Annotated in this window: 26 protein-coding genes and 1 pseudogene; 14 read left to right on the top strand and 13 right to left on the bottom strand. The window is 30.4% G+C overall.

The features are described 5' to 3' along the window. The 8 genes from AJ887_RS06240 to AJ887_RS06205 all read left to right on the top strand — a co-directional run. Window positions 1-384: host-nuclease inhibitor Gam family protein (locus tag AJ887_RS06240; RefSeq protein ID WP_070284977.1), on the top strand; the 384-nt coding region annotated here is incomplete at its 5' end. A 71-nt stretch (window positions 385-455) separates the two neighbouring features. Beyond that, entirely contained in the window at window positions 456-728 is a 273-nt protein-coding gene (locus AJ887_RS06235) for a hypothetical protein (RefSeq protein ID WP_070284644.1), read from the top strand. Beyond that, window positions 725-1,147, top strand: coding sequence for a YopX family protein (locus AJ887_RS06230; protein ID WP_070284642.1), 423 nt, complete (start codon window positions 725-727; stop codon window positions 1,145-1,147). Before AJ887_RS06235 ends, AJ887_RS06230 begins: the two co-directional genes overlap by 4 nt. A 108-nt stretch (window positions 1,148-1,255) precedes the next feature. Further along, window positions 1,256-2,218, top strand: coding sequence for a hypothetical protein (locus AJ887_RS06225; RefSeq protein WP_032582467.1), 963 nt, complete (start codon window positions 1,256-1,258; stop codon window positions 2,216-2,218). Next, entirely contained in the window at window positions 2,215-2,484 is a 270-nt protein-coding gene (locus tag AJ887_RS06220; protein WP_052797567.1) for a hypothetical protein, read from the top strand. Before AJ887_RS06225 ends, AJ887_RS06220 begins: the two co-directional genes overlap by 4 nt. After that, window positions 2,484-3,176: a hypothetical protein gene (locus AJ887_RS06215; protein WP_002876316.1), complete on the top strand. Its 693-nt coding sequence runs from the start codon at window positions 2,484-2,486 to the stop codon at window positions 3,174-3,176. The genes AJ887_RS06220 and AJ887_RS06215 overlap by 1 nt, the downstream gene beginning before the upstream one ends. After that, window positions 3,173-3,622, top strand: coding sequence for a phage protein GemA/Gp16 family protein (locus AJ887_RS06210; RefSeq protein WP_002841916.1), 450 nt, complete (start codon window positions 3,173-3,175; stop codon window positions 3,620-3,622). The genes AJ887_RS06215 and AJ887_RS06210 overlap by 4 nt, the downstream gene beginning before the upstream one ends. 46 nt (window positions 3,623-3,668) lie before the next feature. Next, on the top strand, window positions 3,669-3,944 hold the full coding sequence (locus tag AJ887_RS06205; RefSeq protein ID WP_002873721.1) for a hypothetical protein: 276 nt from the start codon (window positions 3,669-3,671) through the stop codon (window positions 3,942-3,944). Here AJ887_RS06205 and AJ887_RS06200 read toward each other — a convergent pair. Next, entirely contained in the window at window positions 3,936-4,607 is a 672-nt protein-coding gene (locus AJ887_RS06200) for an endonuclease (RefSeq protein WP_070284987.1), read from the bottom strand. The two genes, AJ887_RS06205 and AJ887_RS06200, sit on opposite strands and share 9 nt — an antisense overlap. A 93-nt stretch (window positions 4,608-4,700) precedes the next feature. Here AJ887_RS06200 and AJ887_RS06195 point away from each other — a divergent pair, with 93 nt between their 5' ends. After that, on the top strand, window positions 4,701-4,985 hold the full coding sequence (locus AJ887_RS06195) for a Mor transcription activator family protein (RefSeq protein WP_002784523.1): 285 nt from the start codon (window positions 4,701-4,703) through the stop codon (window positions 4,983-4,985). Here AJ887_RS06195 and AJ887_RS06190 read toward each other — a convergent pair. The 12 genes and pseudogenes from AJ887_RS06190 to AJ887_RS06135 form a co-directional block, all read right to left on the bottom strand. Continuing rightward, a complete protein-coding gene (locus tag AJ887_RS06190; RefSeq protein WP_070284985.1) occupies window positions 4,982-5,959 on the bottom strand; it encodes a phage late control D family protein in 978 nt (325 codons plus the stop codon). The two genes, AJ887_RS06195 and AJ887_RS06190, sit on opposite strands and share 4 nt — an antisense overlap. Further along, window positions 5,953-6,144: a tail protein X gene (locus AJ887_RS06185; protein ID WP_002784520.1), complete on the bottom strand. Its 192-nt coding sequence runs from the start codon at window positions 6,142-6,144 to the stop codon at window positions 5,953-5,955. The genes AJ887_RS06190 and AJ887_RS06185 overlap by 7 nt, the downstream gene beginning before the upstream one ends. Then, the gene (locus AJ887_RS06180; protein WP_002784519.1) at window positions 6,137-6,511 is read right to left on the bottom strand and encodes a phage tail protein; all 375 of its coding nucleotides are present in this window, start codon (window positions 6,509-6,511) and stop codon (window positions 6,137-6,139) included. Before AJ887_RS06180 ends, AJ887_RS06185 begins: the two co-directional genes overlap by 8 nt. A gap of 125 nt (window positions 6,512-6,636) precedes the next feature. Continuing rightward, entirely contained in the window at window positions 6,637-7,875 is a 1,239-nt protein-coding gene (locus AJ887_RS06175; RefSeq protein WP_070284983.1) for a phage minor head protein, read from the bottom strand. Between the two features lies 1 nt (window position 7,876). Beyond that, window positions 7,877-9,248, bottom strand: a pseudogene (locus AJ887_RS06170) (DUF935 family protein). Window positions 9,249-9,257: 9 nt separating this feature from the next. After that, entirely contained in the window at window positions 9,258-10,928 is a 1,671-nt protein-coding gene (terL, locus tag AJ887_RS06165) for a phage terminase large subunit (RefSeq protein ID WP_002875116.1), read from the bottom strand. Then, on the bottom strand, window positions 10,928-11,521 hold the full coding sequence (locus tag AJ887_RS06160) for a DUF1804 family protein (RefSeq protein ID WP_052805459.1): 594 nt from the start codon (window positions 11,519-11,521) through the stop codon (window positions 10,928-10,930). The genes terL and AJ887_RS06160 overlap by 1 nt, the downstream gene beginning before the upstream one ends. After that, complete coding sequence (locus tag AJ887_RS06155) at window positions 11,514-11,972, bottom strand: phage protein Gp36 family protein (protein ID WP_002855185.1); 459 nt, start codon at window positions 11,970-11,972, stop codon at window positions 11,514-11,516. The genes AJ887_RS06160 and AJ887_RS06155 overlap by 8 nt, the downstream gene beginning before the upstream one ends. Before the next feature lie 115 nt (window positions 11,973-12,087). Continuing rightward, complete coding sequence (locus AJ887_RS06150) at window positions 12,088-13,065, bottom strand: major capsid protein (RefSeq protein WP_002872711.1); 978 nt, start codon at window positions 13,063-13,065, stop codon at window positions 12,088-12,090. A gap of 2 nt (window positions 13,066-13,067) precedes the next feature. After that, window positions 13,068-13,610 carry a hypothetical protein gene (locus tag AJ887_RS06145; RefSeq protein ID WP_070284981.1) on the bottom strand — a complete coding sequence of 181 codons (543 nt, stop codon included), beginning with the start codon at window positions 13,608-13,610 and terminating at the stop codon, window positions 13,068-13,070. Window positions 13,611-13,612: 2 nt separating this feature from the next. Continuing rightward, a complete protein-coding gene (locus AJ887_RS06140) occupies window positions 13,613-14,428 on the bottom strand; it encodes a phage protease (protein ID WP_070284979.1) in 816 nt (271 codons plus the stop codon). A gap of 1 nt (window position 14,429) precedes the next feature. Next, on the bottom strand, window positions 14,430-14,864 hold the full coding sequence (locus AJ887_RS06135) for a hypothetical protein (RefSeq protein ID WP_002784501.1): 435 nt from the start codon (window positions 14,862-14,864) through the stop codon (window positions 14,430-14,432). Window positions 14,865-15,012: 148 nt separating this feature from the next. On the opposite strand from AJ887_RS06135, the gene AJ887_RS06130 reads away from it, so the two are divergent. The 5 genes from AJ887_RS06130 to AJ887_RS06115 form a co-directional block, all read left to right on the top strand. Then, window positions 15,013-15,402 carry a YcbK family protein gene (locus AJ887_RS06130; RefSeq protein ID WP_002922136.1) on the top strand — a complete coding sequence of 130 codons (390 nt, stop codon included), beginning with the start codon at window positions 15,013-15,015 and terminating at the stop codon, window positions 15,400-15,402. Window positions 15,403-15,412: 10 nt separating this feature from the next. Continuing rightward, window positions 15,413-15,754: a hypothetical protein gene (locus tag AJ887_RS06125; RefSeq protein ID WP_002854893.1), complete on the top strand. Its 342-nt coding sequence runs from the start codon at window positions 15,413-15,415 to the stop codon at window positions 15,752-15,754. After that, entirely contained in the window at window positions 15,751-15,999 is a 249-nt protein-coding gene (locus AJ887_RS06120; RefSeq protein ID WP_070280988.1) for a hypothetical protein, read from the top strand. Before AJ887_RS06125 ends, AJ887_RS06120 begins: the two co-directional genes overlap by 4 nt. Beyond that, window positions 15,986-16,108, top strand: a complete 123-nt coding sequence (locus tag AJ887_RS10435) for a hypothetical protein (RefSeq protein WP_261659780.1) — start codon at window positions 15,986-15,988, stop codon at window positions 16,106-16,108. The genes AJ887_RS06120 and AJ887_RS10435 overlap by 14 nt, the downstream gene beginning before the upstream one ends. Window positions 16,109-16,110: 2 nt before the next feature. Further along, on the top strand, window positions 16,111-16,395 hold a 285-nt coding region (locus AJ887_RS06115; RefSeq protein ID WP_002875551.1), incomplete at its 3' end, for a phage holin family protein.

Here is a 16,395-nt window from a genome sequence, read left to right as displayed (position 1 = left end):
AATGAGATTAAAGAAGCTCGTGCAGGAGAGATTAAGGTTTTAAGTGATGAGCTTGGATACATAGAGCAATGTATCACTACTTTTTGTGAAAATAACAAGCATGAATTTGCCGAAAAAAGATCTAAAGAATTTACCTTTGGCAAGATTGGCTATCGCTTAAGTAAAAGTGTATCTTTACCACGTGTGAAAGAAAAGCTAGAAAACTTAATCAAAGCCTTTAAAAGTTACAACCTTAATGAATGCATCATTTACAAAGAAGAACTTAATAAAGATGCCATTGTAGAGCTTGATGATACTACTTTAGTAAAGCTTGGACTTAAAAGAGTTGTAAAGGATAATTTTAGAATAGAGCCAAAGATTGAAAGCTTAGAAATTCAAAATTAAGAATTTAACAAGTCCGCTAAGGCGGATTTGATTAAGTTTTTAAAACTTAATTTAAAACAAAAGGATAAAAAATGTATGTCAATGTAAGCATAGATGCGAGTGATTTAGAAGATTTTTACGCTCATGATTTGGCTAAACTTTTTGAAGATTTAAGCACAAAAGAGCAAGAGGAATTCTTTGGAATTATCCATAAGGATATCAAGCCATTAGAAAGAATAAGAACTATTCTTTCTAATTTGTCTAATGATGAAGCACTTAAACTTTTTAAAGAACTTAATAATGAGTTTAAAAGCGATGAGGAATGGCAAAAAACTATAAAAAGCATAAATGGAGATAACAAATGAAACTACAAGATTTTGATTTTAGGATTTGGAATATACAAGAAAAACATTACATAACAAACAATCCATGCCTTGTTGAGTTTAATCATAATCCCGGAGAAATAAAAGCAGGTGTATTGCTTGTTTATGAAGATAGAGAACACGAGTTTCTTGAAAGTTGGTATGATGATATCGAAATCGAACTTTGGACTGGTTTATATGATAAACATGGCAAAAAGATTTATGAAGGGGATATCGTTAAAACTAAAAGTCCATACGATTGCTTTTTGGCAAAAGTTGGCATTCATAAAGAAGGGACTTTTTATCTTGAGAGTAAAAGTAGAGATTACATAGGCTCTTTAATTTATTTAGTTAAAGATGAAGGATATGATACCGAAATCATCGGCAATATCCACGATAATCCTGAACTTTTGAAATGTTAAAAAATATTAAAAATTTTAACATAAAAATGAAATATGTTAAAAAAGCCAAAAAATTTAACAAAGTCCATTGATTTAATGGGCTTGATTAAGTTTTAGCAAGGAAAAAAGATGAATTTGGATTTTTTAAATGAGTTTAAGTTAAAAAATAAAGATTTAAACGAGAAATTAGAGTTTTTAATCCCTGATTTTTTAGTTAAAAAAGCAATAACTATTATTTATGCAAATGGTGGAAGTGGAAAAAGTTATTTAAGTGCCGCCATTTCTAAAACACTTTGCAAAGATACAAGGGTTAAAAGCATCGTTTATGTTGACATGGATAATCCTTTAAATGTTTTAAATGAAAGAGGTTTTGGTGAACTTATTTTAAATGAAAGCAAATTCACTTATATTCACAGATCAAGCTTAAAAACTTCAGCTTATGAGCTTTTAGAAATGATTGAAGGCAAAGGCGTAGCAGGAAGCTATGAAGGGGTTTTATTTGTACTTGATTCTTTACGCAATTTTGCAGATATTGATAATGATACTAAAATGATGTCTTTAATGTCTTTACTCATGAATTTAAGAGAATGTGGGGCAACCATTATGGCTTTGCACCATTCTACAAAAGATGGCAGAGCTTTTAAAGGCTCAAATCATATTAGAAACTCAAGCGATTGCATGTATTTTTTACAAAAAGTGGCTAACTTAGAACAAGGCTTTGAAGTATTGCTTAGTGTGCAAAAAGAAAGAGCAGGAATTAAAGATCAAGCCTTTTTTATCAATACAAAAACCTTAAATATTAAAAACACCGACTTACAAAACGCTAAAATCAGCGATAAAGAAGAAGCTTTTATAGATAAAGTTTTAAAGCTTTTAAACGAAAAAAGCCTAAGCACAAGTGAGATTTTATCGGCTCTTGATGTCAGTAGAAGTGATAATTTTTCAAGGAATACTTTAGAGAAATTTAAAGGTGTTTTTTGGGAAAGTGAGCTTGGCGGAGAGAATGGTCGCACTTTTGTTTGGAAAAGTTTAAAAGCTGACAATAAAGACAGCAACGACAAAGAATTAAGCTTATTTGGGGATGAGTTATGAAATTTAACCCTCCAAGTAAAGAAGATTTAATTAAAGCCATTGATGAGTTTAATACTAAAAACTCTTGCTCTATCCCCTATTTTATAGCAGAAAGCTTTATAAATTATTATAAGCAAGATGATGGAAGGTGGCTCATGGCTAATAAAAAGCCTTTAAAATGCTGGAAAAGAGCACTTAATTCAACTTGGCTTCCAAAGTTAGCAAACAAATATAAAAACAAAGATAAACAAAAAGCTTTAGCTTCTTGGCTAGAAGAGGAGTTTTAATGGATAATGCAAAAGAGGCGCTAAAAGAGCTTTTTGGTATTAGCGAAGTTCAAGCTGTGGCCATAGAAAAACTTTATTTTAAAGCTAAAACACCAAAAGATATACTAGGCTTTAAAAAATACTATGATTTAACCATGCTAAAAAAACAATTTGTTGGCACAAGTTATGAGAAACTTTCCCTTGTGTGTGCCTTTGCAGAGCTTGATTTAAACTTAAGGTACAAAAATATAGAGTCTTTTTTAGAATGGCTTTTCATTTCATTTTCAAATCGTTTTATTTTTCAAACAAAAAAAGGAGATTTCTCATATTCTTTTGCACTTAGATATTATGATGGTAACATTGTTTATGATGAGTTAGGAAAGCCTGTTTTAAAGCATGTTGATTGTGGGGATAATCTTTATTTTATTAATGCTAATAAAGAGCTTTGTGATGAGCAAAGAAAACCACTGAATGTAGGAGAGTTTTATAATAAGCTAGTTGAATATATGTTTAAAAACCAAGATAAAATCATTTTTGATAATAAAATTGAAATAAGCCCTGTTATTAAAACTCAAATTCCTAGCCAAACTAAAATAAATAAAGATTACGAGCAAAACTATTTAGAATACAAAAAAAATCAAAATAAGCTTTATAATGCAAATATTGATAAATTCACTTCAAAACTAGAGCAAATTTTAAAGGCTAAAAAATGAATACTCAAAACACTTTAAAAAAGCACTTAATTAAAATCATTCATACCTTAAGAAAAGATGCTAATTTAAGCGATGATGAAAGCTATCGCTGGGTTTTAAATGAAAGATATGGCAAAGCTTCAAGTAAGGATTTAAGCATAGATGAACTAAGGGACTTTGCTATAACTTTGGGCTATGATGAAAAGTTTTTAAAAAAGCAAAATACCAAAAAAGCAAGGTATTTTAAAAAAGAAAACACTAAAAGCGGAAGGGCTACAAAAAAGCAACTTAATATGATACAAGCCATTTGGAGTAAAAATGCTAAAAATCCTACTCAGTGGGCTTTAAGAGAGTTTATTAATAATATTGTAAAAAAGCGACCTTTGCATCTTTGGTATTTAAGTATAGAAGATGCTAATAAAGTTATCCTAGGGCTTAAAAATTTAGAAAACAACAGCACACATTAAGCCAAACGAAGCTAATGTTGTCCCATCAAAACAAAAGGAGATTAAAATGATTTTAGAAATACATTCTTACGATGCAGAGTTTTTTTTAACCTTAGGCATAGAAAAACACTCACAAATTGCCTTTGCCGCAAAAAGAACAAGCCTTGAAATAATGCATGATGGAATCACTCATCAGATTAAAACTGATAAAGATTTTGGGATTTTGCTTAATGTGGTTTGTAATATCAGAGAAAAACTTGATGAGAGTTTTGATGAAGAAGATAAAAGCTTGGTTATTGATATAGATGAAATTGTGGCTAAAGTTTGCAAAGAATTAGAGTAATGCTCTAATTCTTTTTTCTTTCTCATCCATAGGGTATTGTTTATCCCAAGCTTCCATAAGTTTTCTTTCTTGGTCGGATAATCTGATATTATAAGTTTTGCTCATATATAAATAGCTTCTTGCAATCCAGCCTTTAGAATAATTTGCAGGATAAAATCTTTTTGCTTTAAAATCAGTATAAACCTTACAATTTCCATATTGAGTATATTTTAAATTAGTAGGAGTCTCAGCATATCTAAAATTGCTTCTATCCCCATTTATCTCTCCTATGGCTGGAACCAAGTTTTGTTTATCGCTTTCCATTTTTGCAAAAGTTGGATCATTTTTACAAGCTTTTCTGCCACCTTCTTTCCAGCAAGTTAAATGCTTTCCAAAGTTTTGGGCGGGCATAATATGCTCCCATTCTATGCGTTTGATTCTTTGGTTAATTTTTCCTTTTTTGGTGTATTCGTTTCTAGGAGCATATAAATCACTTTTAATCACTTCAAAACTAATATATTTTCCTTTTTTATTAACCTTAAAAGGTGCTTGACAATAAAAATCATACCAGTAAGAGCTCCCTAGATCATTATAAAATTTTACTAATTCTTTTTTGCTTTCTTCAAAACTTTTAGCATTTAATAAGCTTAAAGCAAGTATTAAAACGCTTATTATTTTTTTCATTTATTCTCCTTTTTATTTTTTAAAATTATACCCTACTAAATAAAATTTAGCTTTTTTGCTATAATTTGCAAAAACACTCAAATAGGACTAGCATTGCTTAGCAATAACGAATACTTTGAATATTTTATTGATTTTGTGAAAAATAACGACAAACGAGAAATCTTAAAAGAATTTGGCGGTGCAAATATTTACATACCAAGCTATAAAACCTTACTTAGAGATGAAGAATTAAAACAGGATTTTAAAACACTCATAAAACAGGGAATAAGCACTAAAAATGCAAGTGTGGAATGTGCTAAAAAATATGATTTAAGTTTAAATGCTGTGTATTTAATCACTAAAGAATTGAGAGAAAATTTAGAACCAAGTTTGTTTTAGCTCTCAAACTCCACACTAATTATATAAGCTTGGTCATTAAAACTATGACTCACGCTTTTAATACTAAATTCATAATGATCCATATTAATATCTTTAATCTTTAGTTTTCCACCTGCTCTTATTTCTCTTCCTATAAGCTCACATCTTCCATTTAATCCACCTTTTTGAAGCTCATTGAGTTTTGCTTGTGCTTTTTTAAAAGCTTCATTATCATTTTTTGGTTGTGAGATTTGCATTTTATATATATTCTCCCCACTTCCTACTTTTATGCTTTTTATCTTTGCCTCATTTATATCTTGCCATTCTGCTATTACGGCACTATATTCATTTCTAGCACTTTCTGAAATTTCTAATGAAATACATTCTTTTAAAGTTATTTCAAATAAGGGTAAATTTTCATTCTTACTTGTAATATTTGCAGCATTATCACCAATCTTACCATCTTTTGGTGTTATAATTAAAGTATTTTCTTTTACACAGCAAATAAAACCATAATCAAAGCATATACTATATAAGAATTCTAAATTACTTTGATTATTTTGTAAAATACTTACTATATTTTGATCCTCTCCACTTGTTTTGATTTTTAGATTGTTTTCATTTGCGATTTTTCTTGCTATGGTAAAAAGAGTAGTGTTTTCAAAGCTTCTTGTCTTTTTCTCTTTTATATTAACGCTGCCTTTTCCACTAAAATTAATAGCACTTGCTCTAACTTCAGTAGTATTTGAAGTATAGTTTTTGCTCACTACATTCACACTAAAGCTTCCACATTTATAAAGCCTTTCAAAGCCAAGCCAAAGCTCTAAACTATCCCCAAAAAGTGGCTTGGAATAAAGCCCAAAAACACTTAAACTTATCTCATCACTTTCAGCTTTTTCTTTATCTTCATAACTAATGCTAATAAGATTTTTAGAAAGTTTTTCTGTGATATCCTCACCTTTGGCAATAAGTTTAAACTTAGGTTTTCTTACCATAAAGCCTTTTCCTTGCTTTCTTTGATTTTAATACTAGGTAAAATCACTTTATCCCCTGTTTTTAAAAGAGGCTCTAATCTTGGATTGGCTAATAAAACTTGATTAAAATACAAAAGTGTCCCATAATGCTTATAGACTATACTATCAAGCCTCTCGTTGTTTTTAGCTATGTAAATCTTACTCATCAAAATCCCTTTCTAAATCCATGCTAAAGCTTTGTGCTACAAAGCCACTTCCATCTACAAATGCACTTCTGTTTTCATTTAAGGATAAAATCACAAATTTACCATAATACTTTCCATTAGCTCCTGTTAAGATAAAAGATCTTTGTTCTTTTGCCATATTCTCAAGCTTATCTAAATAAGTATTTCTATCCCCTTTTAAAGGTAAGGTTTTACCTTGTATTTTAATCTTTTCGCTTTCTTTAGAACTTGCAAATAAAGCATTATGATTATTAAGCCTATTTTGACTTTGTATGTTATATTCTAAGCTTCTTTCTAAATTATCAAAATTTAAAGCTTTAAACTCAAATTCTCCTAAAGCTAAAACCATTTAAACTCCTTTTTAGTTTCATCAAGCTAAAATTATCTTAATTAGATAAGGTTGATACCTAAAATGTAGTAGTAGGATAGTCCAAATTAATTGGGGTATGTATTGTGAGTGCAAGTCTCACCGCCTTATCTGATCTTAATATATGTCTTATTATCTTTATTAATCGCTTCTACTTTTCCTAATGTAACTATTGCATTGGTTTTACCAAACTTCTTTAGCTTATAATCAGGGGTAATTACAATTTTATTGATACGACTAGCATCTTTTTTATCTTCAAAGAAATACAATAAAGAATTATTTGCATTATCCCAATAAACTTCTTTTGCTTCATCTAAAACTTTAACAATTTGCTTGATTTCATCCGCGCTTAAAGCCTGATTATAACTTGCCTTTCTTTTAGGACTTGCGTGTAAAAGATTGTTTTTGCTCAGTGTAAAGTATAAGTCTTCTAAGTCTTTTTTATTAAGTTTTTCTAAAAACTCTTTGGTGCTTTTATCCATTTTACCTACTTGTATGAAATTGATAGGATATTTTTGATTATCTTTGATTAATACTTCATCCACCATATCATCTAAGCTTTTTTGCCAAGTGTAAAGTTCTTTTTGATGAGCAAAGCTTTTAACTTCTTTTGTTTTTTTAGCCGCTGCACTTAACATATCAAGCTTTATAAAGTTTTGAATGACTTCAGTGTTTTTTTGTTTATAAAGCTCATCTAAAAGCTCTTCATCGTTAAAGCCATTAAATTCGCTTTCTTTGGTATTTGAAGGTGGTATTTTTAGGCCTTTAACTTCACTTTCACCTACTTCTAAAACATAACACCTACAACCATAATCATGCATAGTTACATGCGGATAATGACTATCCCAAAAAGGATCATCTTTATGTAAAACTATGCCATCAAAGGCTCTGTGTTTGTCCCTAACCAAAGAATCTTTTTGGGTGCAGTATTTAAAATAAGGTTTAGTGCTTTTCATTTGATTTTCATAGATAGCTTTAGCTTTAGCTTTTCTTGAGTTTTCCTCAAAGATTTTTTTTAATCTTGCACTATTAAAATGAGTTTTTTTAACTTCACCTGTTTTAGGGTTTATAACTTCCTTTGAACCCCACCAACCTTTAGCTTTTAATTTCTCCTCTGCAATCTTACTCCAAGTGCTAAATTTATCCCCATTTTTAATAGCATTTACTAAAGTATCTTGCATATCTTTTAACAAGCTTTCATCCATAAGCTTAGCAATAGTAAAGACTTTTTTATGGGTTGAATATGAAAGTTCATCATAATCAAAACTAAGCTCTGGCTTTTTATTTTTTAAAAAATCAACAGCTTTAGTAGGTTCTGAAAAAAATCCTATTTTTGCACCTGTCATTTTAATCCTCCAAGTATCCTAAAATACTGGAATTATTTAAAGCTATAAAAAGATGTTTTTCAAACTCGCTTTGCTCTAAACTAGAAAAATTTTCTTTAAGTTTATTGAGTGCCTCGTTAAAATCTTTACAATCTTTTACAATGCTTTCAAATTGCTCTTGAAAAAACTTTGACATGCTCTCATCGACTTTTAAGTATTCTTTTTGTTCTAATCCTTTGTCAATAAAATCTTCTTCAAAGCTCTCTAACTTTACTTTGTTTTCAAAGACTTTTTTATCATTTTCTAAATCTTTAAAGTCTTTTTTTTTCTAAAGTCTCTCTTATAAGCTCACCTTCTACATTATAAGTGCTTTTAATGTATTCTTCATCAAAGCAAAAGCCCATGTTAAAAAGTTTTAAATCCCTTTCGCAAAGCTCACTTTTTGGTTCTGCTTCGCTAAAAAACTGCACATAGAGTTCATCTTTAAAATGATTGATTTCTTTGAAAAACTTAATGGCACGATTTAAAATAAAAAGAACAATTTGTCCATCTTGGGCGGCTAAATCTTTTCTTATTTGATTATGTGATTCTGCCGCTGCTAAAGAACCTCCGCTTACTTGAGAACTTAAATTAGCTCCTAAAACCACGCTTCTTATTTGATTATCTAAGTAATCTATTATTTCACTATAATTTGCCTTAGCCTTTGGCTGGATTAAATCAAGCTCTTCTTCTTTATCAATGACCGCACTATCGCCATTTAACATTTGATGAATTTCAAAGGCTAGTGCATCAGGATCGCTATCTGTTTTTGCAACTGCCCAAGGAGAGCCAAATCTTTCTAAAAACTCCATCCAAAACTTTAAACTTGCATTTTTAAGCTTTACTGGAAAATAAAGCTTTGTTAATAAGGCATCGCCATTTTTAAATAAAAAATTAGAGCCAAAAAGTCCATAAATTGCTTTTTTATCTTCCACAATTTCTTCACAACCATTGCCATTATAAACTAACTCATCATTTTCATTAAAGCCAAAATTTCTAAAATCTCTTTGTTTTAAGATTGGATAGTAAAAACCATCTTTTAACTTGTAATTAACTTCAAATACATTAAGCCCATAAAGATAGGTTTCTAAGATTTGACTTAATAAATCAGGATTGAAAAGATACTCAAAGCTTTCTTTTATTTTTTCGTTTTCACAAACGATTTGAAGCTCTTTTGCTAAAATCACACTCCTTCGTGATTGATGAGCTTGAGTAAAGCTTAGATCTTTAAAAATCATTCTTTGATCGTTCTCGCTGATTTTAAGCACATTTAAATAGCTTGAGTTTATAAGAGTGTTTATAAGACTATTGTTTTTTAATATCACTTCTCTTTTGGATTTGATTTCTTTTTTCATATTTTTCCTTTAAAAACGCCTTATTCTTGAAACAGAGTTAAAATGATGCTTTCTTCTTTTAATGCTACTTTTAGTTCTTGCTAATAAAAATGCTCCTGCTAAGCTATCAGGTGCATCATCATTTTTCCCTTCTGGAAATTCTAAAAGTTGATTTATAAGCATAGTTTGGCTTTTATGTAAAAAAAGCTCTTCATTTTCAAAAGCAAGGCTTAAGCTCTCAATGCGTTCAAACTTGCTAACGCTATTATTTTTACCACGCAAAGGCAAAAAAACTCCACTTTCTAAGCTTTTTTCTTGTAACCATTTTTTTAAGAAAAATTGACCGCCATTAGTTTCAATTTCAATCAAGCGACATTTATAAATCTTTTGAAGATTAAAAATGGTTTTTATAATGCTTTGTGCTTTTAAGATTTTTACGATGCTTTCTGCTACATAAAAACCCTTTGCACCTTTACCAATAATGGTAATCGCAGTAAAGTCACTTTTTGCTTTTTCTCCTGCTGGGTCAATATACATATAATACTGATTAATGGCGGGTAAATCATCATAAAAATTAATGCCATCAAGGCTAAAGATTTGATTTTCACTTCTTGGATTATTGAGTTGCTCTTTATTAAAAGCTTTTAGATTTTCAGCCCTTAACTTCATTAAATCCTCTAAGCTTTTGGCTTCTTCCCAAAGAACCTTAGCCCCTTTATCCATTAAAGCTTTATTTTTTAAATAAAATTGATGAGCGGTATTAAAATCAGTATTTCTATAAAGCGTGGCGTATTCATCCCATAAATCAAGCCTTTGTGGAAACTCTTCGATGGAACGGAAGACTTTAGGATTCCAAAAACCAAGCTTTAATTTTCTAGATAAAACACTATCATTATGTAAAATGGTTCCAATATAAAGCACATCTAAACTTCCATCTGCACTCCCTAAGTTTAAAACCGCTTCATCCACCCAATCTTCTAATTTATCCCTTTGATCTTTACTCCTGACATTAGTATCATTTTCTAAATCATCTAAAATAACTAAATCAGGTCTTTTAACCCCATATCTAACCCCACGAAGTCTTTTTCCACTGCCAAAGGCTTTAATCTTTACGCCATTATTGCTTACAAACTCTCCTACGCGCCAAGTCTTGCCAATTCCTACTACTTCGGGAAAATCAAGCTTTAAATGCGGATTATCTTCAAGCTCTGCTTTAATAGCTTCAAGCATTCCTTCCATAAGTTCGACCGCATCTGAAATCTCTACTATAAAGCTTTTATAATTAAAAACTAAGCACCACAAAGGAAAGAGTTGTGAAGTGTAGGTGGATTTACCATGAGCTCTTGGTGCAGCTATGGCGTGTTTTTCACCTTTGCTTTCTTTTTTAAGTGCGATTTTTGTAAAAACTTCATTTAAGTGCAAATGTAAGCCACATTCTCCTTTAATGGTAAAATAATGCGGAAAATAAGTTCTTGCAAAATAATCAAAATCCACACTCGCTCTTTTAATTCTTTCTTGTTTTAAAGTAGGATCTAAATGGCTTTCATGCAAAAATTGAGTTTTTAATTCATTTTTTAGCTCATCCATCCATTCTAAAAAGTCTTTTCTTTGCATAGCACCTTTTAGTTCATTTGGAGTGTTTTCGTGCTTTTGTTCGTTTGAGATTAAAAACTCATCGAGTTCTTCTTTGGAAAAAAGCATTAAATATCCATTGCTAAAATTTCTTTTTCTATCACTCCACTTTCTAAAAGTGATACAAGTTTTGCTACGCAATCTTTATCATTTTTTAAATGACTTATGATAATTTCAACCACTTTTTTAGCAACATTTAAACGATAGCTACTTGGATCTTCTAATCTTGCAACCTTTCTCATTTTTGAAAAGCTATCGCCTATCCTTGCAATGGCTTCAGTTTTCTTTTCTGCATTCATTTTTTCATCAGTATTTATATTTTCAATCGCACAAAACATTTGCTCAGTAAAGCTTTCATATAATGAGGCACTTTCTTTATCTTTGATTTTTGAAGTTAAAAGATTAGCTTTTTGCTTATCCCAATCGCCATCTTTGGCTTTGTAATTTCTAATCGTTTTTTCATTGCGGTTTAAAATTTTTGCAATTTTAAATATATCAAAACCTGCAATATAAAGTTCTTTTGCTAAATCTTTTAATTCATTTTTAGACTTCGCAGCGGAAGTAATTCCGCTTTGCGATGAAGGGCTTTGCCCTTTCAAAACCCCTAAAGCCCCCGTCCCACTTTGTGGGGTTAATTCTTTTTTGCTTTCTTTTTTAGCCATTTAATCTCCTTAAATCCATTCTTTTTCTTTTAATTTTAAACGCTCTAACTTTGTTTTGTGGAATAAAGTTATCTTCGTTGATTTCAGTTGGAATTTTTTTATTTGCCATTTTTAAAAGTAAATCATTAGCCCACTCTCTAATCTCTTCTAAGCTTTCTTTTGGAAAATCATTTCGGCGTTTTAATTCCATAATTGTAAGCTTTACACAGATATCTTTTAAAAGAGGAGTTGGGTTTTTAGGTATCTTTATAAAACTTGCAATATAACTTTGTGCATCATTAATAGCATCATCAATCACTTCTTTATCACAAACCCCATCAGCATTTAAATCGCTAAGCTCTGCTATGGCATGAACGCTTAATTCTTTGATTAAATCCTTTTCATCTATCATAAAAAAATGCGTTTTAGTTTCTGTGATAAGCTTTTCTTCTAAAATGTCTTGATAATTCATTTAAAAAAACCTTTTTTAATGTGGTTAAAATATGGTTAAAATCGTTTAAAATCTTTTTCTAATATCTTTTTAGCTTTAAAGGCATTTTTTGCCTTTAAAGCTAAAATTGTGCGTTTTACTCTAAAACAAGCTTAATAAGTCCATTTGGTCTGGTGCAAACTGGCATGGCTCTCATTTCGCCTACAATTTCAATTCCAGCCCCACGAGGTAAAATCTCAGGCTTAGAAACAAACATTAAACTTGGTGCTTTTCCTAAAGCATCAGTATGATTTGCTCTTGTATAATAAATGCGATTAGAATTATCCTTTGGCACAACCATACCCTCAGTGCCTTTTAAAAATTCAACGCTTTTTCCATTTGTATTTTTATATTTTGCACTATAACGGCGATATTTGGTGCCATATAAAATTAAGGACTTATCTTTCTCATCCCTACTTGCAAGATGATTTTTATAAAGATCTTCACTTAATGCCAAGTTAGAAATAGCCGCAAAAAGTTCATTTCCACAAAGCACTTCATAATCAGCACTTGTTCCAAATTCATCAATAATTGCTGAATCAATCGCATCACAAACGCTGGCTAAAGTCACACTCCCATCTTTTTTAACACTAATAGCTTTCTTACTTGCACTTCCAAAATCAAAAAGCACATTTCCTTTGCCATCTAAAATCTTGCCAAATAAAGCACCATTTGCCATATATTCAAGCGTAGTATTAAAGCTTTCTTTCATTTCTTTAACCAAAACCCCAAGAGCTCCACTTAAGCTTTTAGCCTGAGCTTCTTGCAATGCTAAAGACCTTAAAGAATTAATCTCACTCGCACTGATTCTTTTTGCTAATGCAAAGCGTGGTAAAGGTATATTTAAAATATAAGCGTCTTTAGTATTTTCTAAAGAATGTTCCCCATTATCTGAAATGCTATTTAAAACAATTCCAGCACCTTTTATAATTTCAACCCTTACAGTGCTCTCTAAACTTGGGATTTTATCCTTAAAAAAAGTATCACTTACAAAGCGAGGTGAAGCTTTGGTTTGATTAATAACTTCAGTTATTTTTGTACTTGAAAAAAGTTCCAAAAGTTGCTCTAAATCCATTTTTACTCCTTAGTATTAATAATTAAATTTTGCATAAAAGCCTTTTTAACTACACTTGCATGAACGCCTTTTAAATTGATTTCTCCTGCTAATAAAACCCCATAAACGCCGGATCTTAAAGCGTGATCTTTAAGCATTGCTAATTTAACATTTTCTTTTGCACTGATATCTTCATTTGGACATTTTTTAAAGCTTTCTCCAAAATCTTCGCTGATTAAAAGCGTTCCAAGAGCTAAGCTTTCATTAGTTTCAAGATCTATTTTCGCATTAATTGAAAACAAATCTTTATTGATAAAACTTTCAAGGCTTTTTGGCATAGCAATTAAAGGATCATTGCTTAAGCTTTTTGGTGTGACCTTTGATGGCATTTCTTCTCCTTCTTCATTTATAAATTCCTTAGCGGTTTCATTTTCACTCACAGCTTCTTCATCAGCTAGGTTCTCATCTTCTAAAGACAAAGCTTTAGGCAAGTCTTCATTTTCTAGGTTTTCATTTTCTAGGTTTTCATTTTCTAGGTTTTGGGTTTCTTTTTTAGCTTTAGCCATTTTTAATCCCCTAACATCATTTTCACAACATCAAACTCATTAGTTTTTGCTGTGTTTTTATTTGCAAAAACATTGTTTTTTGGAACTTGCACTTGATCATTCTTGGTATCTAAAAAGCTTTTAAAGCCTTCTAAATCCTTGCAAGCATAGGATATTGCCCATTCTTTTTGGGAATTAGCAATTTTGCCACTATTTAGAGCATTATCAACTAAAGAGCTTGCTAAGTTTTTAGCGCTTTCTTCGTTTTGTTTTTTTAAAGCTTCATTTTGTAAAGCGAGTGAACTGTTTTCATTTTTTAAAGCTATAATCTGAGATTCTAGCTCTTTGATTTTTTCATCCATTTTCTCTCCTTTGTTTTGATGAATATTATTTTTGTTAGCAATGAGTTCGCCTAGCTCATCAATAAATGGCGTATTAGTTAGTGCGACTGAGTGAAGCTTAGCTCTTACTAGTTCTCCACTTTTATTGTCTTTTGAATTAAATTCAAACACAGGGGATAAATAGCGGTATTGCTTATTTGCTATATATTTTTTAGCCTCTTCGTTAAACTCAGCCTTAGCCATTAAGGCATCATTTTCCAAATAAAGCTCTTTAATCCAACCTGCAGCAGGTGCTTTTTCATTTTTTAAGCTTTGATGCTCATAGTCAATAACCAAATCAATCTTTTTTTGATTAAAATTATCAATCATTGAGTTTAAATCTTTATCATCAACCTTAAACCTGCCATTATTATGCCCTTTCCACTCACCCTTAATTGCCACTTTTATGGGCTTATCATTGCTAACTTCGACTAAATTTTCTTTATTGATAAAAAGCATTTTAAATCCTTAAAAAATCATCTTTTGGTAAAAAGCTACTTTGCAAAGTTCTTGCATAAATGCTTAAATAGCCATGATCGCTTATTCCTTCGTAAACCTTTTTAAGATCTTTAAGCTCTATTCTAAAACCATTGCTAGGTTCTGCATTTAAAAGCACTTTATCAACAGCTTCTATTGCATCAAATAATTTATGCTTAGCATCAATTCTGTGTTTAGGAGCTTTTGATTTTGTATGGGTTAAAATATAAAGTTTCCAAGTTCCCACTTTATTTTCTAAATCTTTATAACTTTCTCCTTCAAAATCAAGCAAAAGCGAAGCATCTAAATTATTAATACAACTTGCTATGTTTTGGGTGTCTTCAAACTCGCCTAAATACATTCTTACTTTAAAATCTTTTAATAGTTCTAAAAGCTCATTTTCAAAACTTTTAAGCATTTTTCATCCTTTAAAAATTAGCGGCAATTTTAAAATGAGTTCTTTTTTTAATCAAGCAAATTATTTTTTCAAAGAGTTTTAGCACAAAATTTTTCTAGTTTTTGGGTCAGCTTTTTAACTAAACTTACGACATTTTAAAGGAGTGAAAATGAAAAATAACCCTTATTTTAAAGAAAGCGAATTTAAATGTAAATGCGGCAAATGTGAATTACCGCAAAATGTACCAAGTGATGAGCTTATAGACATTCTTTGTGAAATCAGAGAACATTACAATGCTCCTATTATTATAAATAGTGGATATCGCTGCAAAGAGCATAATGCAGAGATTGGTGGAGCCCCTAAAAGCCAACACACTATAGGAAGTGCAGCGGACTTTGTGGTTAAAGGAGTTAAAACAGAAGAAGTTCATCAATATGTTTTAAACACCTATGGCGAAAGAGGTTTAGGGATTGCCATAAAGCATAATTTTAATGATCCTTATGCTGGGTTTGTGCATTTAGACACTAGAGGCAAAAAAGCAAGATGGACTTATCCATAAGGAAAAGATTGTGTTTAGTTTTATTTTATCAAGGTTTTTAAGTCCTTCAAAAATAGCTTTTTTTGTTCTAATTGCTCTTTGTGGTTTTTTATATTTAAAAAACAATGCTTTAGCTTTAGAAAATGAAAATCTAAAACTTAAAGCTTTGCATTTTAGCAATGAAATCAATGTTTTTAAAGATAAATTAGCCCAGCAAAATAAAGCTATTGATAAATTAAAACTTGATTTAAAGCCCAAAGAGACTTTAAAAGAAGTTTTAAAAGTGGATAAGGTTTTTATTAAAGATAAAAGCTGCCAGAGTGAACTTAAAGCTTATAAAGAATTATTTAATATTTTAGGAGCAAAAAAGTGAATGATAAAATGAGAATTTTCCTATTAATTATACCTTTTGTTTTTTTAAGCGCTTGTGCTTCTAAAGATATTTTGATTAAAACTGAAATCAAAGAAGTTAAAGTTCCTATTAAATGCCCTTTAAAACTTCCTTTAAAGCCTTTAGACAAACAAGACTTAGAAAGTGCTAAAGAAATCTCTAAGTATTACTTAGAAGTTGAAAATATAGCCAAGCTTTGCACAGGAGAGAAAGATGAAAGAAAATAATAAAATGATAAATCAAAAAAGCATTGCAAAAGATCTTCTTATAGCTCTTTTATTTTCAAGCTTTGCTTTAGCTTTATTGTATGTATTTGAAATTTTTACAAGGAACTAGCAATGAAATTAGAAGATATATTTGTATATATGGTTTTAATGATAGTAAGCTTTATAGCTGGACTTGTAGGAATTGTAACAAAAAATAAATTAAGCAAAGCTCTTAATTTAAAAGGTAAATTTACACTCTTTTTAAAAGGTATGCTAGGTTCTATGTTTGTAGCATATCTAGTTTTTGAAATTGTAAATTATCTTAATTTTGGCATAAAGCTTAGCGTTGCAGTGGGTGGTTTTGCAGCTTATATGGGGACAGATGCATTGCTTAAAATTGAGCAACTTGTAGAAAAG

It is taken from the genome of Campylobacter sp. BCW_6466 (genome assembly GCF_001762835.1).
In the GTDB taxonomy this organism is placed as follows: Bacteria; Campylobacterota; Campylobacteria; order Campylobacterales; family Campylobacteraceae; genus Campylobacter_D; species Campylobacter_D jejuni.
This window is presented reverse-complemented; position numbering and strand designations above follow the sequence as displayed.